This is a genomic window from Hymenobacter sp. (assembly GCF_036388155.1).
In the GTDB taxonomy this organism is placed as follows: domain Bacteria; phylum Bacteroidota; class Bacteroidia; order Cytophagales; family Hymenobacteraceae; genus Hymenobacter.
The window spans coordinates 1-26,394 of the sequence record NZ_DASVSI010000002.1; the positions used below are offsets into that span (position 1 = coordinate 1).

Consider the following 26,394-nt stretch of genomic DNA (forward strand, 5'->3'; position numbering starts at 1 on the left):
GGAACTCCCCCTCTGTGCCCTGGCGCTTCATGGCGCCCACCACTTCTACATCGACCACGATGGCGCGTAAGTCGGCGCCCTTGCTTTCGGCAATGAACTCCTGCACGATGATGCGGGCCTTGAGGTTGTGGAAGGCTTCAATGACCGATTGGGCGGCCTTGGCCGATTCGGCCAGTACCACGCCCAGGCCCTGCGTGCCTTCCAGCAGCTTGATGATGACCGGGGCGCCGCCCACCTGCTGCACCATGGCGGGCACGTCTTCCGAAAAGTTGGTGAAGGCCGTTTTGGGCATGCCCACGCCGGCCCGGCTCAGGATTTGCATTGAGCGGAGCTTGTCGCGCGAGCGCACAATGGCCTGGCTTTCCACGGCGGTGCGCACTTTCATCATCTCGAACTGCCGCACCACGGCCGTGCCGTAGAACGTGACCGAGGCCCCAATGCGCGGAATGATGGCGTCGAAGCCCTCCAGCCGCTGGCCTTGGTAGATAATGCCCGGATGGCCTTTTTCCAGCACGAGGTTGCACTGCAGGTGGTCGACCACCACAGCTTCGTGGCCCTGCGCAATGGCAGCTTCCACCAACCGTTGGGTAGAGTAAGACTTGGGCTCACGTGAGAGAATAGCCAGTTTCATCGTGAAATAGTGGATTGGCGAATTGGCGGGGTAGTGGATTGGTGTGGGTTAGTAGGTTGGCAAATGGTCGGCGTAAGCTGCTGTAAAACCTATCTTACCAACCCGCTGCCCCGCCAATCCACAAAACTAGTCAGGGCCGGGCACGGCGGGCGGCGGCGCGGGCCAGCGCCTTGTACGACAGATTGCGTTTGGCCACGTCCACCACGAAGCGGCCCTGGCGCAACAGGCTGCGCCCCAGCAACACCGGGTATTTCATGTCGGACCGGTCAGAAAGCGAAAAGTCGGCCTCAAAGTTTTCGCCGTACAGCTGCACCACCGCCCGAATAACGTACCGTTCCTGCACTTCGCCGTTGGACGAGCGGATGTCGCGCAGCTCGAAATCGGCAAAGGCCAGAGGGCGGCCGTCGGCGTCGGCGTGGCCGGGGTCAAGCAGGCGCACCATCAGCACGGGGCGCTGCCGGGCATCGGTTTCAATGTGGATGTCGGTGCAGTGAATGGCGCCGGTGTAGGCGCCCGTGTCCACTTTGGCCTCCACGCCGCCCAAAGCAAAGTCCGGGAAATCAATCAGCTCGCGGCGGCCGAGTAGGCGCTTGGGGGGGCGGTTCATGGAAGTGAAGATAGGCGAAGCGGTGAAATGGCAACAAGTGAGCTAACGTCACAAGAACGTCATGCCGAGCGCAGCGCAGCCTCTCGCGTGTGGCAGCAACTCAATCGTTGAAAGAGTTAGCGGTGGCACGCGAAATGCTGCGCTGCGCTCGGCATGACGTTCAGCCAAGCTCCTACCCTACGTACGAAATGCGGAAAATGGCGCCGCCCTGGTCGTCGCTCACCAGCATCGAACCGTCGGGCAGCACCAGCAGGCACACGGGGCGGCCCCAGCTTTCCTGGCCCTGCAGCCAGCCTTCGGCGAAGGTTTGGTAGGCGGTGGTTTGCCGGCCGCTGGCGTCCAGCTTCACCAGCGAGATGCGGTAGCCGCTTTTTTTGCTGCGGTTCCACGAGCCGTGCTCCGGGATGAAAATCTGGTTGCGGTACTGGGCCGGGAATTTGGTGCCGGTGTAGAACTTCATGCCCAGCGCGGCCACGTGGGCGCCCAGCTTGCGGGCAGGCTTGGTGTACATGTCGGCGGTTTTGCCAGCACTGAATTCCGGGTCGGCCACGTCGCCCGCGAAGTAGATAGGGAAAACCGAAGTGCAGGCCCGCCTTGGGCGCCCGGTTCAGTTCATCAGCGGGCAGGTTGTCGCCCAGCTGGTCGCGGCCGTTGTCGGTAAACCACATTTCCTTGGTCACCGGGTGCCAGTCGAACCCCACGGTGTTGCGCACGCCCAGCGCCACGTTCTGGAAGCCCGTCCCGTCGGGCCGCAGCCGGTTGATGGTGCCAAAAATGGGCTGCTCGGGCTCACAAGTGTTGCAGGGTGCGCCCACCGGCACGTACAACATTCCATCCGGCCCGAAGGCAATGTACCGGTAGCCGTGCCAGGCGTTGTCGGGCAGCTTGTTGTACACCACCACCGGCTTGGGCGGCGTTTTCAGGTTGGCCGCAATGTTGTCGAGGCGAATAATGCGGTTGATTTCGGCCACGTACAGGCTGCCCTGCCGCACGGCCACGCCGTTGGGCGCATTTAGGCCGCTGGCCACCGTGAGGACGGCGTCGGCCTTGCCGTCGCGGTTTTTGTCGGGCAGGGCGTACACTTTGCCCTTGGTGCCCTGGGCATTCGTGCCCACGTACACGGTGCCGTCGGACCCCACGGCCAGCTCGCGGGCGCCGGGCACGTTCTGGGCAAAGTAGCTGATGCGGAAGCCCGCCGGCAATTTGATTTTGCTAAGGTTAGCGTCGGCCGCGGTGGCGGCCGGCGTGGGAGCCGGGGTAGCGGCCGGCCGCGGGCTGGGCGCCAGCAATAGGGGTGCGGCCAGCAGCGCCGTAATGGAGACGAAAGAAAGAGTGGACATCATGTCCGCTCAAACCGCGGCTCTGAGCCGAAAGTTGCGCGGCTACCGGTAGCGGTCCAGCGGGTCGGGGCCGCCCTGGCCCTGCTCGCGCAGCAGCCGGTCATATTCCCGCTGGGTGCGCCCTTCGTAATTGAAATTGGTATAAGCTATTACGCCGCGCGACACGAGGCCAATGCCCCAAAAAAACGTGACGAACGCCGGCCAAGGCAGAAATTCGTGGTGCCGCGACGACGTCAGGGCCCACAGCGTCCAGAGAGCGGCATTCACCAGGACAAAAGGAATCAGGCTGGCTTGAAACTTAGCGCGAGCTTTTGCTTTCTGCCACAGGTAGGGGTTGCGGTTCAGGGGTTCCATGAGCGTGATGGTTAGGGATTGGTTGGAGTTGATGGTCAAAACTACCCCTACCCCCGAGCGTCCACAATTTGGTGTCGCCGAAACGTCGTTTGGCTAGGTTCGGGCAGCAATTCACCCCCCTGAAGCGTAAGCACCGAGCTGACTTTTCCTTACCGACGCTCATTCATCGGTAATTGCGGGCCGCTTTGTCGTTGTCTTATTTTCCTCGCCAGCCATGTCGTCCACTTCCCTTTCTGAACGCATTCGAATTATTTAAGGAGACATCACCAAACAGCAGGCCTCGGCCATTGTCAACGCGGCCAACTCCAGCCTGCTCGGCGGGGGCGGTGTGGACGGGGTCATTCACCGCGCAGGCGGCCCGGCCATACTGGAGGAATGCCGTCAGATTCGGGCCCGGCAGGGCGGCTGCAAAACCGGCGAAGCCGTCATCACCACCGGCGGCAAGCTGCCGGCACCGCATGTCATTCACACCGTTGGCCCCGTCTGGAACGGCGGCCACAAAGGCGAGCCGGCGCTGCTAGCATCTTGCTACCGCAACTGCCTGCGCCTGGCCGCCGAACGTTCCCTCGAAAGCGTGGCCTTTCCCGGCATCAGCACCGGCATCTATGGCTACCCGAAACAGGAAGCCGCCGCCATTGCCGTGCGCGAAGTGCGACAGTGGCTGGCGGCACACGAGTTTCCGAAGCAGGTTGTTTTTGTGGCGTTCGACGAGGAAAACCGGCGGCTGTATGAGCAGGCGCTGGCGGGGTAGCCGCTGCTACTTTGAGCCCACCGAATCGGTGGACTTTGGCCGGGATAAGTACCCATTGTAGCCATTCACCACCGTCACCATATCGCGGTAGCGCAATTTGCGATTGTACAGCGTCGCCACAAGTTGAGGGTAGTCGTGGAAGTACTTCATCATTTGCTCCTCGAAATTCATACGACTCACTTCTACAAAGTTCTCACCAGCCCGCCGCAAATACCATTTGCGGTCAGTAAATCCGCCACCCCCTCCTGACACCACCATTGGGCCACCCACCCCGCCTGCCAGCATCATGCTACCAGCGCCAGCGCTCCCTGTTGAGGTGTAATTGAACAGCTCCACTGTGCCGTTAGCCACGCGGGTAGCCAGCACATCCATGCTCTTGCCATTCACTACTATGCGCTCCAGGTAAGCTCCGTTTAATTTGATGGACTGAATCTTATCCACAGCAATGCTTAAAGGCTGCCGGCCAAACCGCCGCGCATCCGCTTCGGTTTTGTGAAACGGCACAACCCCCACAAATCCTGTGTTATCAACGCGAATCCAGGCAAATAACTTCTGGCCGTCAGTCCTTAAAATCTCGGCCCGACCAAACCCCCGGACGGTATTCTCGACGTAGCCAGTGTCAATGGCCGCCAGCGAATCGGAGACAGGCACCGATTTAGCAGTTCCGGGAGCCGCCGTTGCCACTTGGGCACTGGCCCGGTCCACTGCTGACAGCACCAGCAGCGCCGCCAATAGTTGTCGTGAAGTCATAGAAAGTGGAAAGTTACTTTCCTCAAAACTACTTCCGAAACTACCGCTACGCCAGCTCGCCCACGCCTTCCACGCGGGCGGCCACTTGCTGCATCAGCCAGAGCGGGGTGCTGGTGGCGCCACAGATGCCCACGGTTTGGGCACCGGCCAGCCACTCCTCCTCCACTTCGGTTTCGTTTTCGATGAAGTAGCTGCGCGGGTTGGCGGCATTCACCACCGAGAACAGGGCTTTGCCGTTGGAGCTTTTGCGGCCGCTCACGAACAGCACCACGTCGTACTCCACGGCGAACTTGGCGAGGGCGGGCTCGCGGTTGCTCACCTGCCGGCAAATGCTGTCGTTGGCGTCGAAGCTTTCCAGCTCGCCACCGGCCGCCGCAATGCGGGCCTCCATCAGGGCCTTCATCTTGTAGAAGCCGGCCGTGCTTTTGGTGGTTTGGCTGAACAACGTGACGGGCCGCGCGAAGTCGATTTGGTCGAGGTCGGCCTCGTTCATCACGATGATGGCGCGGTTGCCGGTCTGGCCCGTGAGGCCCGCCACTTCGGCGTGGCCGGGCTGGCCGTAAATTACAATCTGGCCGTCCTGGCGCTGGCTTAGGTCGAAAGCGTGCTTCACGCGGTTTTGCAGCTTGAGCACCACCGGGCAGCTGGCGTCAATCAGCTCCAGGTTGTTTTGCAGGGCCAGCTGGTAGGTTTCCGGCGGCTCGCCGTGAGCCCGGATGAGCACCTTGGTGTCGTGCAGCTCGGCCAGCTGCTCGCGGTCGATGATGCGCAGCCCCTGCTGGTGCAGGCGCTCCACTTCCATGCGGTTGTGCACGATGTCGCCCAGACAATAAAGTTGCTGGCCCTGCGCCAATTCGTCTTCAGCCATTTGAATGGCGAATTCTACGCCGAAGCAGTAGCCGGAATTTTTATCAATCGTGACCTTCATGCTGTGAGTTTAACACCACGCGCCGGCGAGGGGTTCGCCGGGACAAAGGTACGACCTATGCCGCCGCACACTCAGCAAAAGTTAGCCCAACTTCCTAGCCTTTGTCGCTCCACCTATGAGCGACTCATAAGATTTTACCAGAACATTAGCGACATATCTGCCGCCTATTCTACCTGTTATGAAGGCCAAACACGCGCTTATTCTTTATGCCCTTGGACTATGTGGCGATGCCATAGGCGCGTTATTTACAATTGAGCACTGGAGTGGCGGCCGCGACATTTTACTATGCGCTACCATCCTCAAAGTAAGCGGCGTGCTGCTGCTTCTGGTAAAGCTGCTGGCCTATCCAAAAATCAAAGAGTTTCTCAACCCCTAGCCTGCTGGGCTTCGGGCGCAAACAGCGCGGCCGACACGCGCTCCAGCACAAAGTCGACTTGCTCATCAATCACGAGGTGCGTGGTGTCGAGCAGCACGGCGTCGGCGGCGCGGCGCAGGGGGCTTTCGGCGCGGGTCGAGTCGAGGTGGTCGCGCTTGCGCAGGTTTTCGATGATGTCGTCGAGGGGCACGATTTCGCCTTTTTCGGCCAGCTCGGCTTCGCGGCGCTGGGCCCGCACCACCACGTCGGCGGTCATGAAGACCTTCACTTCGGCGTCGGGGAAAACGGTGGTGCCGATGTCGCGGCCGTCCATCACCACGCCGCGCTTGCGGCCCATGCGCTGCTGCTGGGCCACCATGGCGTGCCGCACCATCGGAATGACGGACACTTCGCTCACCGAGTTGGAAATGACCATCTGGCGGATGTCGTCTTCGCGGTTCACGCCGTCGAGAAACACTTCGTTGCGCCCGGTGCGGCGGTTGCGGCGGAAGCTGATTTGCAGCGTGTGCAGGGCCTGCTCCACGCCGGCCAAGTCATCGAACGGAATGTGGTGCTCGAGCAGGTACAGCGTGACGGCGCGGTACATGGCCCCGGTGTCGACGTAGGCGTAGTGCAGGGCAGCAGCCACGGCCTTCGCAGTCGTGCTTTTGCCGCACGAGGAGTAGCCGTCAATGGCGATAACGAGTTGTTTCATAACGACGCGGGCGGCCATTGGCCCCGCAAGATTACGAAATCCAGCCCTTACGAGCGGGCGGTGGGGTCTTCAGGCGGGCCGGCACCGAGGCAAAAAAAGCCGCTACCGAGGCGCTTTCTCCCTCATTCAGTTGAGCATTGACCAAATGGAAGGGGTTAAAAAAAAATCTTCCGGCCAGCCCCACGCCCGTGGTGCCGTCGCGGCCAGTGCCCCACTCGCCCCGGTACACCTCCACCAGGCAGTGCCCCAGAAAGCAACCCAAGGCCATAATCACGCCCTCGCGCTCGGCGGCCGGAAGCTGCCCGCGCTGGGCTTGAATGAAATTGGCCAAATGCGCCACGCCTTCGGCATCGAAGGCCTTGAGCTTGAGCTGCTGGCGCACCTGCTCGGCGGCCAGTTGGATGGAATCGAGAGGCGAAGGACTAACGTCGGACATAACTAACTGGCAATACTATATCGGCTTGCACGCGGCAAAACCACGTTCTTCTTGTTCGGGCGAATGGCAACAAGTTAACTGATTTAGCTCGACCATAAAGCTTCCTACCCGGTTGCAAACAACAAATAAGTGCCTCATCCGCGGCATCGCTGCGCGTTGACCTAGCAGTCGTGCGTGGGGCACGGAATGCGGCCGCCGGGCTTGGTGTGGTGCTTGTACCACTTGGTTTTTCTTTCCTGGGCGGTACGACGGGCGCACCCGCTGTCTGCCAGCAAGAGGGGCAGCGCGAGCAGCACAAGAGCAAGTTTCTTTTTCATTCGCCGAAACGGTTTTTTCTCAAATATAAGGTTCTTTGTTCGCGTCAAACCCGTATTGTGGCGGGTCGCTCCTGCCTTTCCGCTTCGCTTATGTCCGCCGATTTTTCACTCATTGCCAACGTCGTTGACGTTTTTGCCCGTTCCATTCAGCCGGCAGTTATTTCGGTTGAGGCCGGCCACATTGTGGCCATTGCCCCCATCGACGAGCCCGAGCCCAACCACGAGCTGCCCTACGTGCTGCCCGGCTTCGTCGACGCCCACGTGCACGTGGAAAGCTCCCTGTTGGTGCCCACCGAGTTTGCCCGCCTGGCCGTAACGCACGGCACGGTGGCTACGGTATCCGACCCCCACGAAATCGGCAACGTGCTGGGCGTGGCCGGGGTCGAGTTCATGCTGGAAAACGCCAGCCACTCGCCGTTCAAGTTCTGCTTCGGCGCGCCCAGCTGCGTGCCCGCCACGCCGTTTGAAACCGCCGGCGCCACCATCACGGCCGCCGACATCGCCACGCTGTTCGAAAATCCCAAAATTGGCTACCTGGCCGAGATGATGAACTGGCCCGGCGTGCTGCACCGCGACGCTGACGTGATGGAGAAAATAGCCATTGCCGTAGCCGCAGGCCGCCCCGTGGACGGCCACGCGCCCGGCCTGCGCGACGGCGACGCGGCTCAGTACGCCAGCGCCGGCATCAGCACCGACCACGAGTGCTTCACCGCCGACGAAGCCCGCGACAAGCTGGCCGTGGGCATGAAAATCCTCATCCGCGAAGGCTCCGCCGCCCGCAACTTTGACGCGCTGGTCGAGCTCATCCCCGAGCACTACGCCAACCTCATGTTTTGCTCCGACGACAAGCACCCCGACACGCTGGTGCTCGGCCACATCAACCAGCTGGTGCAGCGCGCCGTGGCCCTGGGGGCCGACCTTTTCCACGTGCTGCGGGTGGCCTGCGTGAACCCCGTGAAGCACTACAACCTGCCCGTGGGCTTGCTGGGCGAAGGCGACCCGGCCGATTTCATCGTGGTAAAGGACTTGCAGAGCTTCGAAGTTCAGCAAACCTACCTCGATGGCGTGCTGGTGGCGGAGAACGGGGTGTCCTTGCTGCCGGCCACGCCCATTACTCCTGTCAATAATTTCCAGGCCGAGCCCGTTGTGGCAACTGATTTCCAGCTTCTTGCGCCCGCTTCGGAGCAAGCCATGCTGCGCGTCATTCAGTGCTTCGATGGTCAGCTCATCACTGCTAGAGTTGATGCGCCGGCAACGGTAGACAATGGCTTGGTGGTGCCCAACCTTTCCCAGGACGTGCTCAAACTGGCCGTCATCAACCGCTACCAACCGAAGGTGGCGCCCGCCCTGGCGTTCATCCACGGGTTTGGGCTGAAGCACGGCGCCTTGGCCAGCAGCGTGGGCCACGACTCGCACAACATCACCGCCGTGGGCTGCGACGACGCCAGCCTGGCGCGCGCCGTGAACCTGGTGATTGCGGCCAAAGGCGGCCTGGCGGCCGTGGGCGCCGACGGGCAGGAAATTCTGGTGCCGCTGCCCGTGGCCGGCCTCATGTCGGACCAGGAAGGCCCTGCCGTGGCGCAGGCCTACGCCGCCGTCGATGCGCTGGCTAAGCAGTTGGGCTCCCCACTGGGCGCGCCCTTTATGACGCTTTCGTTCATGGCGCTGCTCGTGATTCCTAGCTTGAAACTGAGCGATAAAGGGCTGTTTGACGGCCAGCAATTCACGTTCGTGGCCGCAGTGGAATAGAGGGTTTCTGGTGCAGTTGGCAATTTTCAGCGGCCGTTTTGCGTAGAGAGGCACCCGGCCGCGGGGCGGCAGCAGCCAAACCCAGCGATGCTGAGCCCCCGAATTGTTCGAGTTTATGCTTTTGTTATTTTCGCCGCAAGTGCTTCGCCAAGCGCCAACCATGCAGCTTGGGCGGGCCGCCGTGGCTTTCGCCCTGCTCCTGTTGGCTAGCGTTTGTGCGCCGCCCGCTTTCGCCCAGAAGTACCGCACCGCGGCCGGCTTCCGCAGCGACGGGAGCAGCTACGGGCTCACCGTGCAGCAACTGGTGCTGCCCAAAACCACGCTGGAGGGACTGGGCATGCTGTCGCCCCGCGAGCGCAGCGTTACGCTGCTGGGCGAGCGCCACTTCGGCATTCTCGGCCCCAGCCTGAACTATTACTTCGGCGCCGGCGGCCACTTCGGCGTCCATAAGGACGACGGCAATTTCTGGGGCTTCGATGGCATCGTGGGGGCCGAGTACAAGATTCCGTTTGCCCGCATCGTCCTCTCGGTCGACTTCAAGCCCACCGTCGAGTTTGGCTCGGGCGACTGGAACCGGTTTCCCACCGCTGTTTCGGTGCGCTACATCATCCTCAAGCAAAAGAAAACCGGCTTCCTGAATGATATACTGGATAAAGTGAAAGGCGAATAACGCCGCGTAAGGCGGCAATAAGTCATTCAGCGTAAGAAAGCCCGTCATGCTGAGCGTAGTCGAAGCATCTCGCCCGGGGCAGTAATCCTTTTCTGGTGCTGGCGATTGAGTTAGTGACAGCACGCGAGATGCTTCGGCTGCGCTCAGCATGAAGAGCTTCCCCGTTGGGTTACTTCTGCACGAGTATTGAAAGCCAAAAAGCCCCAGTTCTGCGTAGAGTTGGGGCTTTTGGTGGTCTTGGCAAACGCCAGGGAAAGACTATTGGAAGCGCTTTTCCAGCAGCTTGCGCATCTTTTCCTCCGTCAGGGGCTTGGTGAGGTATTCTACGTTGGGGTACTTGGCCACGCGGGCGGTGTCGGCACCGTGCATGGACGTGGTGAGCACGGCCATTACCGTTTTGTCTTGCACGGGTTGCGGCAGCGCGTTGTACAGCTCCAGAAATTCGAAGCCGGAAATGCCGGGCATTTTCAGGTCCACAAACACCAAATCGGGCGCGGGGGCTGCGCTGCCGCCGTCCACGCTACCCCACAGCTTTTCGAAGGCTTCGTCGGCGCGCGAGAAGGTGCTCACCTGGTCGGCCACGGCGAGGCGGCCCAGCAGGCGGTTGTTCAAAAAGCTCGTGGTTTCGTTGTCGTCAACGAGGACGATATGGTTGAGATTAGCAGACATAAATAAATTTTTATTTCTAGCGTTTACGAAGATACTGCCTTCGTCTCGTTTGTGCAATGACTCTGCTTGTTAGAGCCAGCCTTGGGCGCGCATCCAGTCGTCGTTGTAAATTTTGCCGAGGTAGCGCGTGCCGTGGTCGGGCAGCACGATAACCATGGTGTCGTCCTCCTTGAGGTGCTCGCGGGCGTACTCCAGGGCGCCAAACACGGCCGAGCCGCAGGACCAGCCCACGAACAAACCTTCTTCCTTGGCCAAGCGGCGCGTCATCACCGCGGAGTCTTTGTCGCTGACTTTGATGAACAAGTCAATGAGGTCGAAGTCTACGTTTTTCGGCAGAATGTCCTCGCCAATGCCCTCGGTTTTGTACGGGTAGATTTCGTTTTCGTCGAAAATGCCCGTCTCCTTGTATTTCTTGAACACCGAGCCGTAGGTGTCCAGGCCCACCGTGACGATGGCCGGGTTCTGCTCTTTCAGGTACTTGCTGGCGCCGCAAATGGTGCCGCCCGTGCCCACGCCGCAGGCGTAGTGGGTGATTTTGCCGTCGGTGCCGTTCCAGATTTCCGGGCCGGTGCTGTCGTAGTGCGCCGCAGAGTTGGAGAGGTTGTCGTACTGGTTGGGGTAAAACGAGTTGGGCGTTTCGGCATTCAGGCGGCGGGCCACGGAGTAGTAGCTGCGGGGGTCGTCGGGGGCTACGTCCACGGGGCACACCACCACTTCGGCGCCCACGGCGCGCAGGATGTCCTGCTTTTCCTTGCTCTGCTTGTCGCTCATGACAAACACGGTTTTGTAGCCTTTGGCAATGGCGGCCAGGGCCAGGCCCATGCCGGTGTTGCCGCTGGTGCCCTCGATGATGGTGCCGCCCGGCTGGATGAGGCCGGCCTTCTCGGCGTCCTCAATCATGCGGATGGCCATGCGGTCTTTCACCGAGTTGCCGGGGTTGAAATACTCCACCTTGGCCAGAATGGTGCCTTTGATGCCGTCGGTCACCTTGTTGAGCTTGACGAGGGGAGTATGGCCAACGGCCTCGATGACGTGATTAAAATACATTGAAATGGACTGGGTGGGGAGTTCTTGGGAAAAGGCCACAAAGGTAACCATTGCGGCGCGGTGGCGCGGTGCCAACGGCCCTTTTCTAGCAACTGGCCGCGACGAATTGCCCGAGAAACGGGCGGCCCGAGAACTATTCCGGCCGCCCGCCCCGGGCTTTTGTTGCTCAATAATTCTCGACTGCGTCCAGCCTTGTGGCAGTGGCTTTCACCCGCCGGCCGCCGTGGCCCGGCAGCGGGCGCAGGGCCTGCGTTTGGTCAAGGAAAATGAACGCATCGTACCGATGCGGCAGGTCGGTGGGCACGTAGTTTCCGGTTTCGCTGGCGGGGTTGTACACCACGCCAATGGCCCGGTTGCCCCGGCGCTGAGTCAGTGGCGTTTCGCTGCGCCAGGTGTCGAGCAAGATGAGGGTGTTGCCAGGCGCTTGCTCGTGCAGCACGGCCTCCCACGAACCTCTCTGAGCGGCCGGCACCGTCATGGTGGTCACGGGACCGCCCCAGTACGGCGCCGCCGTCACCGTGCCCGAATACGTGCCGAAGCCCACCACGTACACGCCCTCGGCTTGGTGCTGCTGGCGCATGAGCTGGCCGACGTTCACTTCGCCACTGTTCGCCATGTCGGTGTAGCGGGCGTCGCCCACGTGGGTGTTGTGCTCCCACACCACGATTTTGGCGTTGGCGCCTTGGAAGCTCATCAAACGGTTGATGGTTTCGGCCATGTGCTGGTCGCGAATGTTCCACGAGCCGGCGTTGCTGCGCACCGCCGTACGGTAGTAGCGCTCAGCGTTTACCGCTACCAGCGCGTTTTGCTCGGCGTTGAACGCGCCCTCGTGGCGCGGCGGTAAGGCCTGGGCCCGGTTGCGCACGGCGGCGAGCACGGCGGCCATGGCATCGGCACAGTTTGCGCCGTTGAGCGTGGCCCGGCTGTAGGCCTCGTCGCTGCGGTTGTAGGGGCGGAGGCAGTCGAGCGCGGCGGTCACGGCGTTGAGGGTGGCGGGGTCGGCTTCCGCGAAATCGGTGCGGATGCTCTCCAAGGATTCCCAGAGGCTATACACGTCGAGCCCGTAAAAGCCCACTTTGCGCTCGGCGGGCTGGGTCTGGTTGTAGGTGCGCAGCCATTCGGCCAGGTCGGCTATTTCGCCGTTGGCCCACATCCAGGTGGGCCAGCGCGAGAGGCGCTGCAGGACGGCCGTGGCCGAAGCGCCGTTGTTGGCGCCCTTCACGTAGCGGTTCAGCTCGTAGAGGGCCGGCCAGTCGCCTTCCACCCCAATTAGGGTGAAGCCTTTTTCCTGAATGAGCCGCTTGGTGATGGTGCTGCGCCAAGCGTAAAACTCTGCGGTGCCGTGCGAGGCTTCGCCCAGCAGCACATACCGGGCCGGGCCCAGCTGGGCCAGCAGCGGGTCGAGGTCCTGAGGATTTTTTAGGGCGGAAACGCCGCGGGGTGGAATGGTGACTTGGGTGCTCGGAGCAACCGAGTCGCTTTGGCTGGCGCAACTCGTAAAGCCTAAGCACCAGCTTAGCAGCAGGACTATGGGTAGGCCCTTCATGAGAACAATCTCCTTTGCATTAAGTAAGTAAACAGCAGTGGTTGCTGGCACCGGGCCGGCGGAGGTAACCCGCTCCGCTCGCGAGGCCATGTGGGGTGGTCGTTGCACCGGCAACTGCATTCATTTCACCCCCCGTGCAACGGCCTGGCCGCAGCGGGGCGGTGTAATCGGAAAACGATTTTGGCGCACGCGAGATTCCTCAGCGGCTCTGATTCAGTAGTTTTCGCCGTTCGGTGCCCCTATCGGGATTTCAACGGATGCATCCCTTGCCGCGCCCTCAAAAAGCCCTACTTTTGCACCACTGTTGCCCGTCCGGGTGGCCTCTCCCACTCCCTCAAATTCCCAAAAAACACCTACGAATGAGCGTTCTGGTTAATAAAAACTCCAAGGTTATCGTGCAGGGCTTTACGGGCTCCGAAGGTTCGTTCCACGCCCAGCAGATGATGGACTACGGCACCAACGTGGTGGGCGGCGTGACGCCCGGCAAAGGCGGCTCCGAGCACCTGGGCCGTCCCGTGTTCAACACCGTGGCCGAAGCCGTTGCAACCGCCGGCGCTGACACCAGCATCATTTTCGTGCCCCCGGCTTTCGCCGCCGACGCCATCATGGAAGCGGCCGACGCCGGCATCAAAGTCATTATCACCATCACCGAAGGCATCCCCACCAAGGACATGATTGCCGTGAAGCACTACCTGAAGGACCGGCAGGGCATCACGATGATTGGCCCAAACTGCCCCGGCGTCATGACCGCCGGCGAGTGCAAAGTGGGCATCATGCCCGGCTTCATCTTCACCAAGGGCAAAATCGGCATCGTTTCCAAGTCGGGCACCCTGACCTACGAAGCCGTTGACCAGCTCACCAAAGCCGGCCTGGGCCAGACCACGGCCATCGGCATCGGCGGCGACCCCATCATCGGCACCACCACCAAGCAGGCCGTGGAGTTGCTGATGAACGACCCCGAAACCGAAGGCATCGTAATGATTGGCGAAATCGGCGGCGGCATGGAAGCCGAAGCCGCTCGCTGGATTAAAGAAACCGGCAACAAGAAGCCCGTGGTAGGCTTCATCGCCGGCCAGACCGCTCCTCCCGGCCGCCGCATGGGCCACGCCGGGGCCATCGTGGGCGGTGCCGACGACACGGCTGCCGCCAAAATGGCCATCATGCGCGAGTGCGGCATCCACGTGGTGGATTCGCCCGCCGAGATTGGCGACACCATGCTGCGCGTGTTGGGCGGCAACTAGTGCCTCACATTGATTAAGCAAAAAAGCCCCGGCAGATGCCGGGGCTTTTTTTATTGGCTTTGTCACAACAATGACGCGACGACTACTCACGCAGTGCCGCGCGTAACTGGGGCTGCGGCTTAGCTCAGCGCTTTATTTTAATGGTTTCCACCACCAGCGGCTGGCCTTGTTCGCCTTGCAACGAGGCCACGGCCAGGAGCTTCTTGCCGCGCTGCCGGAAACGCAGCACGCCGTAGTGTTTCTGGTTGATGAGTGGGCCCAGGCGGAGGTCGTTGGGCTCACCCGTGTTTTGGGTGGCGGGGTGCGTAAGGCCGCTGGAGGTGATTTCGTAGACCGGGTACGCCACGTCGGGCACCGTCGTTTTGGAGATTTCGCCAATGTGCCGGTCGCCGCTGATGAGCACCACGCCCTTGGCCTTGGAGCTGGCGAGCAACGCCAGCAGGCGCTGCCGGGCCGCCGGGAAGTTGGCCCACTTCTCGTAGGCGTGTTGCTGGGGCAGAAACTGGATGCCGCAGCCGATGACGTGGGCATCGGCGGTGCTGTTGGTCAGTTGCTGCTCCAGCCATTTCCACTGGGCCTCGCCCAGCACGTCGCCGGTGGGGGTGGGGTGGTACACCAGATGCTTGTCGCGGTAGAGCGAATCTTGGAAATACCGGTCGTCGAGTAGCAGCACTTTCACCTTTTTGGTGCCCGCGGCGTACTCGTACCCGGCATAAATGCCTTCTTGCTGACGGCGGGGGCTGGTGGCTGGCTCCTGCAGAAAGTCGAGGGCTGCTTGCTGGGTTTGGCGCTTAAACGGGTAGTTCTTGTTGCCGTCGTTTTTGCCGTAGTCGTGGTCGTCCCAAGTGCCAATAATGGTCGGCACCTGCGTCCGGAACTCGCGGTAGCCGGGCAGGTTGAATTGGGTGTCATACTTCTGCTTGAGCAGGGCCATGTCGTCGGTGTCGCCGTAAATGTTGTCGCCGAGCCACACCCACACGTCGGGCTTGTCGCGGGCGATGACCGGCCAAAGCGGCTGGGGCAAATCGATGCGATTGCAAGAGCCAAAAGCCAGCGTCAGCTCTTTCTTCGTTTGCGCTTCGGCGGTCAGGCCGCCCCACACGAGCGCCAGCCACAGCGCCCCCAGCATGCGTTTTTTCATAGCGCAAAGATGCACTGATGGGGGCCGGAACCTGAGCGAAAACCTGAAAATAACCGGGCGCAACAGCACTTGGGATGCCCTAACTGCCCAAAACGCAAAAAGCCCCGGACGGGACCGGGGCTTTGGTAAACTCCCCGCACGTTCATCAATCGTCAAAGGAGGTGTTGCCATCCAAATTCACCACAATGCCCACCTGAAACACCGAATTGGCGGCTTTCAGGTACTTGTTGCTGCGAAAGCCAAAAATTTGGCCACTCAGCAGCTGTAGCTGCACGGGGCCGGCAATCTGGGTGCGGGTGAAGGTGATGGGCTCGAAGAAAACGTTGTTTTCGCCGGGTGCCGCCACGCCGTTTATTTGAAAATTATTGAGCTGCAAATAGCTCAGGCGTAGCGCCGCGCCATAAGTGAACGGGAACTCGTGCTTGAACAGTGTGAAGCTGTCGCGTTTTTTGCGGGCGTAGTTCACCTGGGCGAAGGCTTTAGACAGGGTGCCATTCAGCCGGCGCGTCACCACTTGCTCGTCGTCGCGCTCGATGCGCTCGGTTTTGCCGCCGCCGCCCCCCACGTACACTTCCAGCACCCGCTTGTCGGGCAGGCGGGTAAAGTAGCCCAGGCTGGCTTCGCCAAAATCAATGTTTTCGGTGCGCTTGGTCTTCTTGCGGTGCATCGACGAAAAAGTACCCGCTACGCCCAGATGGTCGGTCATGCCGTAGGCGCCTTGCAAGGCCGTATTTCCTTGCAGGTTGGTGCTGACGCTGCCATAAAACTCGCCTTGGTGCGTGAGCAGCGGAGCGTGCGGCGGCGGGGGAAAGTACAGCGAGGAACAGCCCGTAAGGCCCGTGGCAACCCCTAAAATGGCAAAACGCAGCAAATGCTTCATATAAATTGGGAACGGAAACGGAAGGCTAAGCAACGCCCGACACGGCAATTTCGTGTTTCTGCGGGGATTTCTCCTGCTTTTGTTTAACAGTACCACCCCTCCGACAAGCCGGACCGTATGTAAGAAGAACCATTTCCAGCCGCTTGCCTATGCCCGCCGACTCATTCGATGCCATCATTATTGGGGCCGGCCAGGCCGGCACGCCCCTCGCCTACGCCCTCGCCGAAGCCGGCCGCCGCGTGGCAATGGTGGAAAGCGAGCACCTGGGCGGCTCCTGCATCAACTACGGTTGCGCCCCCACCAAAGCACTGCTGGCCTCGGCCCAACGGGCGCACCACGTGCGCACCGCCGGCGACTTGGGCATTAACGCGCCCGAACCGGAAATCGACTTCGCCGCCGTGGTTGGGCGCATGCACCGCCTGCGACAAAACTCGCGCGACAGCCTGCACCGCAAAATTACCGAAGACCGCGACGGCATCACGCTCATTCGCGGGCGGGCCCAGTTCACGGCCCCGAACACCCTGCGCATTGCCCTGAACGGTGGAGGCGAGCAACAGCTCACGGCCCCGCTCATCTTCATCAATACCGGCACCCGCGCCGCCGTGCCTGACCTCCCTGGCCTGGCCGACAGCGGCTACCTCACCAGCGACTCGCTGCTCCTTTACCTCACCGAGCAGCCGGCGCACCTGCTCATCCTGGGCGGCAGCTACATTGGCGTCGAATTCAGCCAGATGTTCCGCCGGCTGGGCACCCGGGTCACCCTCCTCGACACCAACCCGCGCCTGATGGCCCGCGAAGACCCCGACGTGAGCCACCCGCTGGAAGAAGTGCTCACCAAAGCCGGCGTAGAGCTGGTGCTGAGCGCCACCACCCGCCACGTATCCCGCGCCGCCGACGGCACCATCACGCTCACCGTAGACACCAAGGCCGGCGAGCGCCACTTGCGCGGCAGCCACCTGCTGATGGCCGTGGGCCGCGAGCCCAACACCGAAAACCTCGGCCTGGAGCACACCAGCATCGTGCTAAACGAGGACGGCTACATTGAAGTAAACGAGCACCTGCAAACCGGCACGCGCGGCGTGTATGCCCTGGGCGACATCAAAGGAGGCCCGCAGTTTACGCACATTGCCTACGACGACTACCGCATTGTGCGCGACGCACTGCTGCGCCACGGCCAGCGCACCACCGCCCACCGGCCCCTGCCCTACGTGGTGTTCACCGAGCCGCAGCTCGGCCGCATTGGCCTCTCCAAAGGCCAGGCAAAAGAGCAGGGCATTGCCTACCGGGTAAGCCGGCTGCCGGCCCGCACCATTGGGCGGGCCGTGCAAACGGGCGAAACCGAAGGCTTTGTGGAAGTACTTGTGGGCGAAGACGACCGCCTGCTGGGCGCAGCCGTATTCTGCGAGCAAGGCGGCGAAATCATGACCATGTTTCAGCTGGCCATGGCCGGAAAACTGCGCTACCAGGAGCTGGAAGACATGATTCTGGCCCACCCTACCTGGGCCGAGGTCCTAAACAACGCCTTCCAGCGGCTGAAGCCGGGGGCGTAGCCCCGGCTTCGGCCTGGCTACAGCTTGGCAAGTTTTTCCAGGTCCATGTCGTCGGCAATTGACTTGAGCAGGGCCATGTCCTGCTGCTTGGTGGCCTTCAGCGTGAGCAGAAAGCGGCCACCCACGGCCAGGGTCATTTCGGCGCGGCCGTCTTTCTTGTAGAAAGTGTCCATGCCCTTCACACCGTCGGTTTTGAGGGCGCTGGGGCCCATGATGTGGTCGTCGTCTTCTTGCTCGATGCCCAGGCTCATCATGGCAGCAGCCCCTTCGTAGAGGGCGTTGGAGCCGTTGTAGTCAATCAAGGAGACTTCGACTTCTTCGTCGGGGCCTTTGGTGAATGTCCGCTCGGCTGAGGAAAAGGCCATGCCGGTCATTTTCTGCGACTGGCCTTTGAGCTCGCCGGCCGTGTAGCCGCTCACGTCGGTAGGTAGGTATTGCTGCAACTCCTTGTAGGGCAGCGAGAGCGTGTCGCCACGCTTCACGCGCTCGGCCCGGTCTGACTGGGCCTTTTCGAGGCTGGCCGTCATTTCCTCACCGGCTTCGCTGAGCTTGGAAAGGTTCGAATACGACTGCTTGGCTTGTTTGGCTTGCTCGCAACCGGTGGCGAGAAGCAAGGCGCCGGCCACGATGGTCAATTGTATTTTCATAGATGCAAGAACGTCGGAAAGGTGTAACGACGAGCCAAAATTACCATATAATTTATTTATGTAATATTAAGTATGTTCAATGACAAAGTGTCCGCTAGCGCACGTTTAAAAGTGCTGCCGATGGGCTTGACGCATGTGGACGCCTTGTCCGCACCCTATGCACATTGCAGAAGTGTGGGTGTACTTTACAGCCCCATTGAAGACGAGAAGCTGGTCGGCAGTGCGTTGTCGAGGCAGGCCAGTCAGGGTTCAAGTACTGAATGATGCCTGCTCCAATTGCCGCTCCAGTCGCTGAATGAACAGCAGGTGTTCGAACAGTTCCTCCAGACCGAAATTGTCTGGCAGTACCGAAACGACTCGGCTACACCATTCAACTGACTTGCGGCAAGGGCCGCTACCGCTACGTCATCAGCAGCTTCGAATTCCAGGAGAATTACGTGTCCACCGTCACGGCCGACCTCAATTCCTCCGCGTACCGCACCGTCAATAACATTCCGGCCGAACGGCTGCTGTTTAAAACGAATTACAACGGCCAGCAAAGCAATTTAGTCCTGCAATACAAAGGCGAGTCATACCGCGTTGCGCTGGACTTACAAAGCCAACTTAAGGCGGCGATGAACAAGCCCATTGGGCTGTGAGAGGTGGAGCGTGAATTCTCCAAACACACCGTAAAATAGAAGTTGTGCTAAACTATGCGCTACCGGTTGTCAGCGTCTGCGGAGATAATTAACCCATTGGCTTAAACCCAACTTCTCAATTTCATTTCTCGTGTTGATTTGCTCAGTACTTGGATTTTTAACAATGAGGTGCCACTGTTGAAAACTGCCAAATTCACCTGAGTCTGCCATGTCGCTTGCAATGCTATTCACTGCGTAGGCAACATTATTTTTCGCTACATAAACATCTAACTTTTCGCCTCTGAATAAATAAAGACTATCTACTTTGAACGGCCACCTTTCCCTATACTCCTTTTTGGTTATTAGTATTCCATCAACATGTTGCCCATAAACTGTGTTAAATGCATTTTTCGGCTTTGTGCAATTACAGAGCACAATAAGGCCCGCAACATGGAGTAGAAATTTCACAAGACTTTGATTAAAATAAATTTTTATAAACCAAAACCCCCGCGCCAGCCAAAGCCGACGCGGGGGTTTCTGTTGGTGCTTAGGCAGTAGCCAAGCTACTACATGTTGCTCACAATCTCCTGCGCGAATTCGCTCGTTTTGAGCAGCGTGGCGCCTTCCATTTGGCGTTCAAAGTCGTAGGTCACGCGCTTGCTGGCGATGGCGGCTTCAAGGCCTTTGTTGATGAGGGCGGCGGCTTCTTTCCAGCCCAGGTGCTCCAACATCATTACGCCGGATAGGATGACCGAACCGGGGTTCACCTTGTCCTGGTTGGCGTACTTGGGCGCGGTGCCGTGGGTGGCTTCGAAAATGGCGTGACCGGTGAGGTAGTTGATGTTGGCGCCGGGTGCGATGCCGATGCCGCCCACGATGGCTGCCAGGGCGTCGGAGATGTAGTCGCCGTTCAGGTTCAGGGTAGCTACCACCGAGTAGTCGGCGGGGCGCAACAGAATCTGCTGTAGGAAGGCATCGGCGATGCTGTCCTTGATGATGAGCTTGCCTTGCTCCTGGGCTTGCTTCTGGAGGGCGTCGGCCACGGCCACGCCTTGCTTGGCCACAATTTTGTCGTACTGCGCCCAGGTGAACACCTTGCTGCCAAACTCCTTCTCGGCCAATTCGTAGCCCCAGGTCTTGAAGGCGCCTTCGGTGAACTTCATGATGTTGCCCTTGTGCACGATGGTCACCGACGGCTTCTTGTGCAGCAGCGCGTAGTTGATGGCGGCGCGCACGAGGCGCTCGGTGCCTTCTTTCGACACCGGCTTGATGCCGAACGACGACGACTCGGGGAAGCGAATCTTCTTCACGCCCATCTCGTCCTGCAGGAATTCCAGCATTTTCTGGGCCTGGGGCGTGCCATTCATGTACTCAATGCCGGCGTAGATGTCCTCGGTATTTTCGCGGAAGATGACCATGTCGGTCAGCTCCGGCTGGCGCACCGGCGAGGGCACCCCGTCGTAGTAGCGCACGGGACGCACGCAGGCGTACAGGTCTAGCTCCTGGCGCAAGGCTACGTTCAGCGAACGGATGCCGCCGCCCACGGGCGTCGTCAGCGGGCCTTTGATGCCCACGAGGTAGTCGCGGAAAGCGTCGAGGGTTTCGTTGGGCAGCCAGTTGTTGGTTTGCTTGTAGGCTTTCTCACCGGCCAGCACTTCCTTCCACACCAGCTGCTTCTTGCCACCATAGGCCTTCTCCACGGCCGCGTCGAATACAAGCTTGGAAGCGGCCCAAATGTCCGGCCCCGTCCCGTCGCCCTCAATGAAGGGAATGGTGGGTTTGTCCGGTACATTCAGCTTGCCGTTTTTGATGGTGATTTTTTGCTCTGCCATGTGGTAATGAAGTTGTCAGTTGTTGGTTGTCGGTTGTCAGGATTTTAGCTGAGATTGTCGGCTGTTTGGGAGACAAGTCTCATCCATAGTTGCCAGCCTGACAACTGACAACCAACAACTGACAACAAAAAATTAGTACCCAAAAATCTCTTTCAGCGTAAGCTGCTGCACCGTCCCGTACTTGGCCAGCTCCTTGAAATTCAATCGGTCTTTCGAGCCAATAACAAGGATGACTTGGTTTTGTCCTTTAATCTTGGCCTGCTGAAACTTCTTTAACTCGTCGAAAGTCATTTTCTGGGTGCTGGCGTACACATCGCGGCGCAGGTCGTAATCCAGGCCAAGGCGGCGGGCCCGCTCGTAGCTCATCAGGATGTTGCCCTTCGTGATGCGCTCCGTGCTGATGCTGTTGCGAATGGCGTTTTTGGCGATTTCCAGGTTGGCTTCCGCTACGGGCATGTCCGTCAGCAGGGCTTCCATCCCAGCCATGGCCTCGGGCAGCTTGTCACTCTGCGTGCCGATATAACTCAGGTTGTAGTTGGAGCGGCCCACTTTGTCGGCGTTGGTGTAGCCGGAGTAAGCCGAATATGCTAGGGCCTTGCTCTCGCGCAGGTCCTGGAACACGATGCTACCCATGCCCCCGCCGAAGTACTCGTTGTAGAGCGCCACCGTCGGCACTAGTTCCTTGCTGTACAAGTCGCCCTTGGTCAGGAACAGGATTTCGGTCTGCACCATGTTGTAGTCCACCCAGTAGACTTTTTTGTCCTTCAGCGGCTGCTCGGCGAAGTCTTTGGCCGCGGGAGCAGGCGTGAGTTTAGCGGGCGTGCGGTGGTTCATTAGCAGTAAACCCGCAATACCTCCTATTGAAACTGTATGTTCGCCTTTCTTATCCGCTTCACCGGAAATGGAGGATTTAAATAATTCCTGTGGCCCATAGTACAGCACCCGGTGCTGGTAAGTCGGCAGTTTCTTCAGCAGCGCCGTGAGTTGCTCAGGTTTCAGTGCCTTCAGCTCTTTCTCGCTGAGGATGTTCGTGAAGGGGTTTTTCGGGCCGTACTTCACATAGTTTACCATCGCCGCGTTCAGAATCACCTGCTTGTTCAGCTTGGCATCTTGGCGTGACTTAAGCGTGCCGGACACCATGTTTTTCAACGCAGCGGCATCCGGCTTAGGCGCATTAATTAGTTGTTCGAACAGCTTCAGCGCCGGCTCCAGGTTGCTGTCGAGACCGTTCAGGGTCACGAAGGTGCGGTCGGCACCACTGCTCACGTTGAAGGAGCAGCCCAGCTTGTAGAACTCCTGCTGCAGCTGCGCCGCCGAGTATTGGCCGGCGCCGAGGTACTGCAGGTAATCGGCCGCGAGGCCCCAACGCGGGTCATTGTTGGTGCCTATGTCCAGGATGTAGTACAGGTTGAACAAGCCGTTTTCGCTGTTCTTGGTGTAGTACAGCGGCAAGCCGGGCTTAATTTCCGTTTCCTGAATATCCTTCTTGTAATCCACAAACACCGGCTGCAGCTCCGAGCTGGGCATGGCCGTGAGTTGCTTGTAGTAGTTCGAAGCCACGTCGCGGTTGGCGGGCACGGGCGTGATGGCCGGCTTCACCACCTTCACCTTGTTGGGGTCGGTGCCGGTGCGCTTGAACACGTTCACGTAGTTCTCGCCGTAGTTGTCGTTGGCGAACTTCACGATTTCCTCCTTCGTGATGGAGGCGAAATCTGCCTGCTGCTTCAGGTAGTCTTTCCAGTCGACGCGCTCAATAAAGGCCTCGTACATGGCGCTGGCGCGGGCCTCGTTGCTTTCGTAGCTCTTGGTGCGCTCCAGCTTCTCGTTGTTGATGATGGCCGGAATCAGCCAGTCGGGGAAGTTGCCGGCTTTCACCTTGGCCAGCTCGGCCAACAACAGTCCTTTCACTTCTTCCAGCTTTTGCCCCTGCCGCGGCGTGCCGTAGATGACGTGCGTGGAGTAATCGTCGTTCATGTCGGTGAACGAGGCGGCTTGCAGCACTTTCTGCTGCTGGTTCAGGTCGAGGTCGATGAGGCCGGCCTGGCCGTTGGTCAGGATTTTGTCCATCATCCGCAGGCGCAGGCCGTCGCGGGTGGCTTTGCCAGGCAGGCGGTAGCCCAACATAACGTTTTCGGATTGCGGGCCCAATATTTCGCGGGTGATGGGAGCCGTAATGGGCTTCTCTACCGGCGCGTTGAAAGCCGGGGCCGACTTGCTGGGCAGCGCGCCGAAGTACTTGTCGATAACCCGAATCGTGGCGTCGTAATCCAAGTCGCCGCTCAGGCACAGGGCTACGTTGCTCGGCACGTAATACTGACCGAAATACTTCTTAATCTCCGTGATGGACGGGTTTTGCAGGTGCTCAATCGTGCCGATGGTCGTCTGCGTGCCGTAGGGGTGCGTGGGGTAGAGAGCGGCGTTCAGCGCCTCGAACTCCTTATTGAAGTCCGAGTCAAGCCCGCGGTTTTTCTCTTCGTATACCGCCTCTAGCTCTGTGTGGAACAGACGGGGCACCATTTCCTGCATCCGCTCGGCCTGAATGGCGGCCCATTTTTCCAGTTGGTTGCTCGGAATATCTTCCTGGTATACCGTTTCCTCGCTGGATGTGTGGGCATTAGAGCCTTTGGCCCCGATGGCGCCCATCACCTTGTCGTACTCATTCGGCACGGCGTACTTGGCGGCCACGCCCGAAATCGAGTCAATTTGATGGTAGGTGCGTTTGCGGGCGGCGGGGTCGTTGCGCTGGCCGCGGTACACTTCGTACAGCGCCTCAATTTTGTCGAGCTCAACTTTTTCCTTGGCCCAGTCCTGCGTGCCCAGCTTCGAGGTGCCCTTGAACACCATGTGCTCGAGGTAGTGGGCGAGGCCGGTGGCAGTAGCCGGGTCATTCTTAGAGCCAGCGCGCACCGCCAAATAGGTTTGAATGCGCGGGGCATCTTTGTAGTCCGACAAGTAGACCGTGAGGCCGTTGTCTAATTTGTAGATGCGGACCCCGAGTGGGTCGCCGGCCACCGATTCGTAGCGATATTCCTTCGGAGTTGCAGGCGTAGCGGCAGGGGCGGTAGTGGCTGCCGAAGCAGTGGTCGCGGGCTTGCTAGATTGGCACTGTGTGACAAGACCTAGCACCGCCAGGGCCGGAAACAGTAGCAAAAAGTTGTTTTTCACGAAGGGCGCGGAAGGGTAGCCAGGGGGATTCAAAAAACAAAGGTAGCTGGCTGATAGGGGAATAAAAAAAGAAATTTCGTCCTATCTTGCTAGATTATTCCAGCCGCGCCAACTGCTCTAATGAAGCAATACCCAACTCCCCAAACGTTTGCAGCCTTTTAGCGCTTTTTGGCACCCTATCAGTCTCTGCCTGCGGCCTAATAGTCGGCTTCCAGCCCCAACCGTTGCTTGGCCTCACGCAAAGCGGGGAACCGCTCGGCCAAATACTCGAACTTATCCGAAGTGGTGTAGAGCCTTTTGGCCGTGGGGGCAGCCTCCGTCAGCACGGGTTGCACGTTGAGGCGCGGGTAGCCGGTACGGCGGCGGAGCTCGGCCAGAAACTCCACCCGCATGTCGTTGAACTGGTCAATCTGAATGGGGTTGTCCACCGCCAATTCAATGGCGAGGTCCTCGCTGGCCGTTACCGGGCGGTTTAGCACCCAGTACTCGCTCATGCGGTCTTGGGCGCGGCGCTCCTCGGCCAGTTCCTGCCACACTCGCAGCAGCAAGGCCGGGTCGATGGGCCCCACCGGCCCGCTCGCGGACTGCGGCTCAGCAGCCACCACAGCAGCTACGGAACTCGCCGCGGCGCGGCTACTCAAGTCCTTCAAGCTGGGGATTTTGCTGGCCAGGCTGGGGATTTTGGCGAAAGCCGCCGCCGGGCTGGGCTTGGGGGCAGGCTCGATGCCCTCGAAGCTGGGCACGCCGATTTCGACGTGGGGCAGCGTGTCGCGCATCTGGTGGCGCTCGGTAACGGGGGCTGCGGGGTCGGGCTCGATGCTCGGCGTGTCGTGCAGTTCCTCCACGCCGTTTTCCACGGGAAGGGGCTCGGGGCCGTCGGCGGGGGGCGCAACCCGACCGGCCGGCAGCGCCTCAAACTCGGGCAACGCCGAGGTCTCGTGTACCCGAGGCGGGGCCACGTAGGTTGCCGCTGGCGACTCGGTGACATAAGCAGCGGGTGCAGCGGACGAAGCCACAGGGGCAGTGGCTATTGGCGAAGCCAATGGCGCGTGCTGAGCGTGGCCATTAATGCCATTGCCGCTCGGCGTGGGCACCGGCGCGGGGGCTTCTCCCCCCGCGGTTAGGCTGCTAGTTTTTTTTTTAGCCTCGCCGTTGGAAGCGGGACTTAGTTCGCGGACGAACTGCACCGCCCCGTTCAGATAGGCCAGCTTCATGAGCGCCAACTCGACGTGGAGGCGCTGGTTTTTGGCTTGCTTAAACTCCCGGTCGCACTGGCTGATGAGGTTCAGAGCAGAGAGCAGGAAGGCCAGCGGCGCGGCTTGGGCCTGCTGCACGTACTTCTGCTTGATGCCTTCGGACACTTCCAGTAGCTGCACGGTCACGGCGTCTTTGCACACCAGCAGGCCGCGCAGGTGCTCGGCGGTGCCCACCACGAAGTTGTGCAGGTCGAAGCCGTTCTGCATCACCTCATCGAGCAGCAGCAGCGCGGCAGAGAGGTTCTCGGTGAGCAGGCTATCGACGAGGCGGAAGTAGTAGTCGTAGTCGAGGATGTGCAGGTTTTGCACCACCTCTTTGTAGGTGAGGTTGTTGCCGCCGAAAGTGACCATCTGGTCGAACATCGACAGGGCGTCGCGCAGGCCACCGTCGGCTTTCTGGGCCAACAGGTGCAAGGCGTCGTCTTCGGCCGAAATGCCTTCCTGGGTGGCCACATAGCGCAGGTGGCTGCGCATGTCCTCCACCTTGATGCGGCTGAAATCAAAAATCTGGCAGCGCGACAGGATGGTGGGGATAATCTTGTGGCGCTCGGTGGTAGCGAGGATGAAAATGGCGTAGCTCGGCGGCTCCTCCAGCGTCTTGAGAAAGGCGTTGAAGGCCGCGTTCGAGAGCATGTGCACCTCGTCGATGATGTAGATTTTGTACTTGCCGGCCTGCGGGGCGTAGCGCACCTGCTCCACCAGCGAGCGAATGTCTTCCACCGAGTTGTTGGATGCCGCGTCCAGCTCGTGGACGTTGAACGAGGCGTTTTCCTGGAAGGCCACGCAGGACGCGCAGGTGCCGCAGGCCTCGGTCTCAGCCGAGAGGTTGGTGCAGTTGATGGTCTTGGCCAGGATGCGGGCGCAGGTGGTTTTGCCCACCCCGCGGGGGCCGCAAAACAGGAACGCCTGGGCCAGGTGCTGGCTCTGGATGGCGTTCTGCAGCGTGGTGGTGACGTGCTGCTGCCCCACCACGCTACGAAACGTGGAAGGACGGTACTTGCGGGCCGAAACGACGAAATTATCCATAAGTTCTGTCTACAAAGTTACCCAGAAAAGGGCGGCTTTGGAAGCGAAATCGGGGCGGTAAGCACGGCTGGCCGGCGGCTATCTGATAACCAGAACGTCAGGTCGAGCGCCGCCGAGACATCTCGTGTGCCGCCACCAATTCATTGATTACCGCCCCGAGCGAGATGTCTCGGC

25 protein-coding genes and 1 pseudogene are annotated in these 26,394 nt (G+C 60.2%); 7 read left to right on the forward strand and 19 right to left on the reverse strand.

Translation table 11 applies throughout. The features are described 5' to 3' along the window. The 4 genes from VF629_RS00280 to VF629_RS00295 form a co-directional block, all read right to left on the reverse strand. Positions 1-631, reverse strand: a 631-nt coding sequence (locus VF629_RS00280; protein ID WP_331056437.1) for a RimK family alpha-L-glutamate ligase, incomplete at its 3' end; no start/stop codon positions are given. A gap of 130 nt (positions 632-761) precedes the next feature. After that, positions 762-1,238 carry an ATP-dependent zinc protease gene (locus tag VF629_RS00285; protein ID WP_331056438.1) on the reverse strand — a complete coding sequence of 159 codons (477 nt, stop codon included), beginning with the start codon at positions 1,236-1,238 and terminating at the stop codon, positions 762-764. A gap of 116 nt (positions 1,239-1,354) precedes the next feature. Next, a complete protein-coding gene (locus tag VF629_RS00290; protein WP_331056439.1) occupies positions 1,355-2,581 on the reverse strand; it encodes a PQQ-dependent sugar dehydrogenase in 1,227 nt (408 codons plus the stop codon). A gap of 39 nt (positions 2,582-2,620) precedes the next feature. Beyond that, complete coding sequence (locus VF629_RS00295; protein ID WP_331056440.1) at positions 2,621-2,932, reverse strand: 2TM domain-containing protein; 312 nt, start codon at positions 2,930-2,932, stop codon at positions 2,621-2,623. 262 nt (positions 2,933-3,194) lie between these two features. Between VF629_RS00295 and VF629_RS00300 the strand changes: the two genes are divergently transcribed. Further along, a complete protein-coding gene (locus VF629_RS00300; protein ID WP_331056461.1) occupies positions 3,195-3,683 on the forward strand; it encodes an O-acetyl-ADP-ribose deacetylase in 489 nt (162 codons plus the stop codon). A gap of 6 nt (positions 3,684-3,689) precedes the next feature. On the opposite strand, the gene VF629_RS00305 is transcribed toward VF629_RS00300, so the two are convergent. After that, complete coding sequence (locus VF629_RS00305; RefSeq protein ID WP_331056441.1) at positions 3,690-4,433, reverse strand: hypothetical protein; 744 nt, start codon at positions 4,431-4,433, stop codon at positions 3,690-3,692. Between the two features lie 46 nt (positions 4,434-4,479). After that, entirely contained in the window at positions 4,480-5,361 is an 882-nt protein-coding gene (locus VF629_RS00310) for a 4-hydroxy-3-methylbut-2-enyl diphosphate reductase (protein WP_331056442.1), read from the reverse strand. 178 nt (positions 5,362-5,539) lie between these two features. Here VF629_RS00310 and VF629_RS00315 point away from each other — a divergent pair, with 178 nt between their 5' ends. Beyond that, positions 5,540-5,737 (forward strand): hypothetical protein, encoded by a 198-nt coding sequence (locus VF629_RS00315; protein WP_331056443.1) that lies wholly within the window; start codon positions 5,540-5,542, stop codon positions 5,735-5,737. Here the strand turns inward: VF629_RS00315 and cmk are convergent. From cmk to VF629_RS00330, 3 genes are all read right to left on the reverse strand, one after another. Further along, positions 5,727-6,431, reverse strand: coding sequence for a (d)CMP kinase (gene cmk, locus VF629_RS00320; protein WP_331056444.1), 705 nt, complete (start codon positions 6,429-6,431; stop codon positions 5,727-5,729). The genes VF629_RS00315 and cmk overlap by 11 nt on opposite strands. Before the next feature lie 31 nt (positions 6,432-6,462). Further along, the gene (locus tag VF629_RS00325; RefSeq protein WP_331056445.1) at positions 6,463-6,867 is read right to left on the reverse strand and encodes a hypothetical protein; all 405 of its coding nucleotides are present in this window, start codon (positions 6,865-6,867) and stop codon (positions 6,463-6,465) included. Between the two features lie 161 nt (positions 6,868-7,028). Next, positions 7,029-7,184, reverse strand: a complete 156-nt coding sequence (locus VF629_RS00330; RefSeq protein WP_331056446.1) for a hypothetical protein — start codon at positions 7,182-7,184, stop codon at positions 7,029-7,031. 90 nt (positions 7,185-7,274) lie between these two features. Between VF629_RS00330 and ade the strand changes: the two genes are divergently transcribed. Both ade and VF629_RS00340 read left to right on the forward strand, forming a co-directional pair. Then, complete coding sequence (ade, locus tag VF629_RS00335; RefSeq protein ID WP_331056447.1) at positions 7,275-8,933, forward strand: adenine deaminase; 1,659 nt, start codon at positions 7,275-7,277, stop codon at positions 8,931-8,933. 115 nt (positions 8,934-9,048) lie between these two features. After that, the gene (locus tag VF629_RS00340; protein WP_331056448.1) at positions 9,049-9,603 is read left to right on the forward strand and encodes a hypothetical protein; all 555 of its coding nucleotides are present in this window, start codon (positions 9,049-9,051) and stop codon (positions 9,601-9,603) included. A 258-nt stretch (positions 9,604-9,861) separates the two neighbouring features. Here VF629_RS00340 and VF629_RS00345 read toward each other — a convergent pair whose 3' ends face one another. From VF629_RS00345 to VF629_RS00355, 3 genes and pseudogenes are all read right to left on the reverse strand, one after another. Next, entirely contained in the window at positions 9,862-10,272 is a 411-nt protein-coding gene (locus tag VF629_RS00345; RefSeq protein WP_331056449.1) for a response regulator, read from the reverse strand. A 72-nt stretch (positions 10,273-10,344) separates the two neighbouring features. After that, positions 10,345-11,319, reverse strand: a pseudogene (locus VF629_RS00350) (PLP-dependent cysteine synthase family protein); the annotation flags it as partial. 166 nt (positions 11,320-11,485) lie between these two features. Next, the gene (locus VF629_RS00355) at positions 11,486-12,865 is read right to left on the reverse strand and encodes an erythromycin esterase family protein (protein ID WP_331056450.1); all 1,380 of its coding nucleotides are present in this window, start codon (positions 12,863-12,865) and stop codon (positions 11,486-11,488) included. A 359-nt stretch (positions 12,866-13,224) separates the two neighbouring features. Between VF629_RS00355 and sucD the strand changes: the two genes are divergently transcribed. Continuing rightward, positions 13,225-14,106, forward strand: a complete 882-nt coding sequence (gene sucD / locus VF629_RS00360) for a succinate--CoA ligase subunit alpha (RefSeq protein WP_331056451.1) — start codon at positions 13,225-13,227, stop codon at positions 14,104-14,106. A 124-nt stretch (positions 14,107-14,230) separates the two neighbouring features. Here sucD and VF629_RS00365 read toward each other — a convergent pair whose 3' ends face one another. Further along, positions 14,231-15,247, reverse strand: a complete 1,017-nt coding sequence (locus tag VF629_RS00365; RefSeq protein ID WP_331056452.1) for an alkaline phosphatase D family protein — start codon at positions 15,245-15,247, stop codon at positions 14,231-14,233. A 145-nt stretch (positions 15,248-15,392) separates the two neighbouring features. Beyond that, positions 15,393-16,127, reverse strand: coding sequence for a hypothetical protein (locus VF629_RS00370; RefSeq protein ID WP_331056453.1), 735 nt, complete (start codon positions 16,125-16,127; stop codon positions 15,393-15,395). 149 nt (positions 16,128-16,276) lie between these two features. On the opposite strand from VF629_RS00370, the gene VF629_RS00375 reads away from it, so the two are divergent. Continuing rightward, positions 16,277-17,677 (forward strand): mercuric reductase, encoded by a 1,401-nt coding sequence (locus tag VF629_RS00375; RefSeq protein ID WP_331056454.1) that lies wholly within the window; start codon positions 16,277-16,279, stop codon positions 17,675-17,677. Positions 17,678-17,694: 17 nt separating this feature from the next. On the opposite strand, the gene VF629_RS00380 is transcribed toward VF629_RS00375, so the two are convergent. Further along, the gene (locus VF629_RS00380; protein ID WP_331056455.1) at positions 17,695-18,324 is read right to left on the reverse strand and encodes a hypothetical protein; all 630 of its coding nucleotides are present in this window, start codon (positions 18,322-18,324) and stop codon (positions 17,695-17,697) included. A 437-nt stretch (positions 18,325-18,761) separates the two neighbouring features. Between VF629_RS00380 and VF629_RS00385 the strand changes: the two genes are divergently transcribed. Further along, positions 18,762-18,962 carry a hypothetical protein gene (locus VF629_RS00385; RefSeq protein ID WP_331056456.1) on the forward strand — a complete coding sequence of 67 codons (201 nt, stop codon included), beginning with the start codon at positions 18,762-18,764 and terminating at the stop codon, positions 18,960-18,962. 69 nt (positions 18,963-19,031) lie between these two features. Here the strand turns inward: VF629_RS00385 and VF629_RS00390 are convergent, their stop codons facing one another. From VF629_RS00390 to VF629_RS00405, 4 genes are all read right to left on the reverse strand, one after another. Then, the gene (locus VF629_RS00390; protein WP_331056457.1) at positions 19,032-19,409 is read right to left on the reverse strand and encodes a DUF2511 domain-containing protein; all 378 of its coding nucleotides are present in this window, start codon (positions 19,407-19,409) and stop codon (positions 19,032-19,034) included. A 98-nt stretch (positions 19,410-19,507) separates the two neighbouring features. Continuing rightward, entirely contained in the window at positions 19,508-20,773 is a 1,266-nt protein-coding gene (icd, locus tag VF629_RS00395; RefSeq protein ID WP_331056458.1) for an NADP-dependent isocitrate dehydrogenase, read from the reverse strand. 132 nt (positions 20,774-20,905) lie between these two features. Next, complete coding sequence (locus VF629_RS00400) at positions 20,906-23,938, reverse strand: M16 family metallopeptidase (RefSeq protein WP_331056459.1); 3,033 nt, start codon at positions 23,936-23,938, stop codon at positions 20,906-20,908. A 197-nt stretch (positions 23,939-24,135) separates the two neighbouring features. After that, positions 24,136-26,220: a DNA polymerase III subunit gamma/tau gene (locus tag VF629_RS00405; RefSeq protein WP_331056460.1), complete on the reverse strand. Its 2,085-nt coding sequence runs from the start codon at positions 26,218-26,220 to the stop codon at positions 24,136-24,138. Between the last annotated feature and the right edge of the window lie 174 nt (positions 26,221-26,394).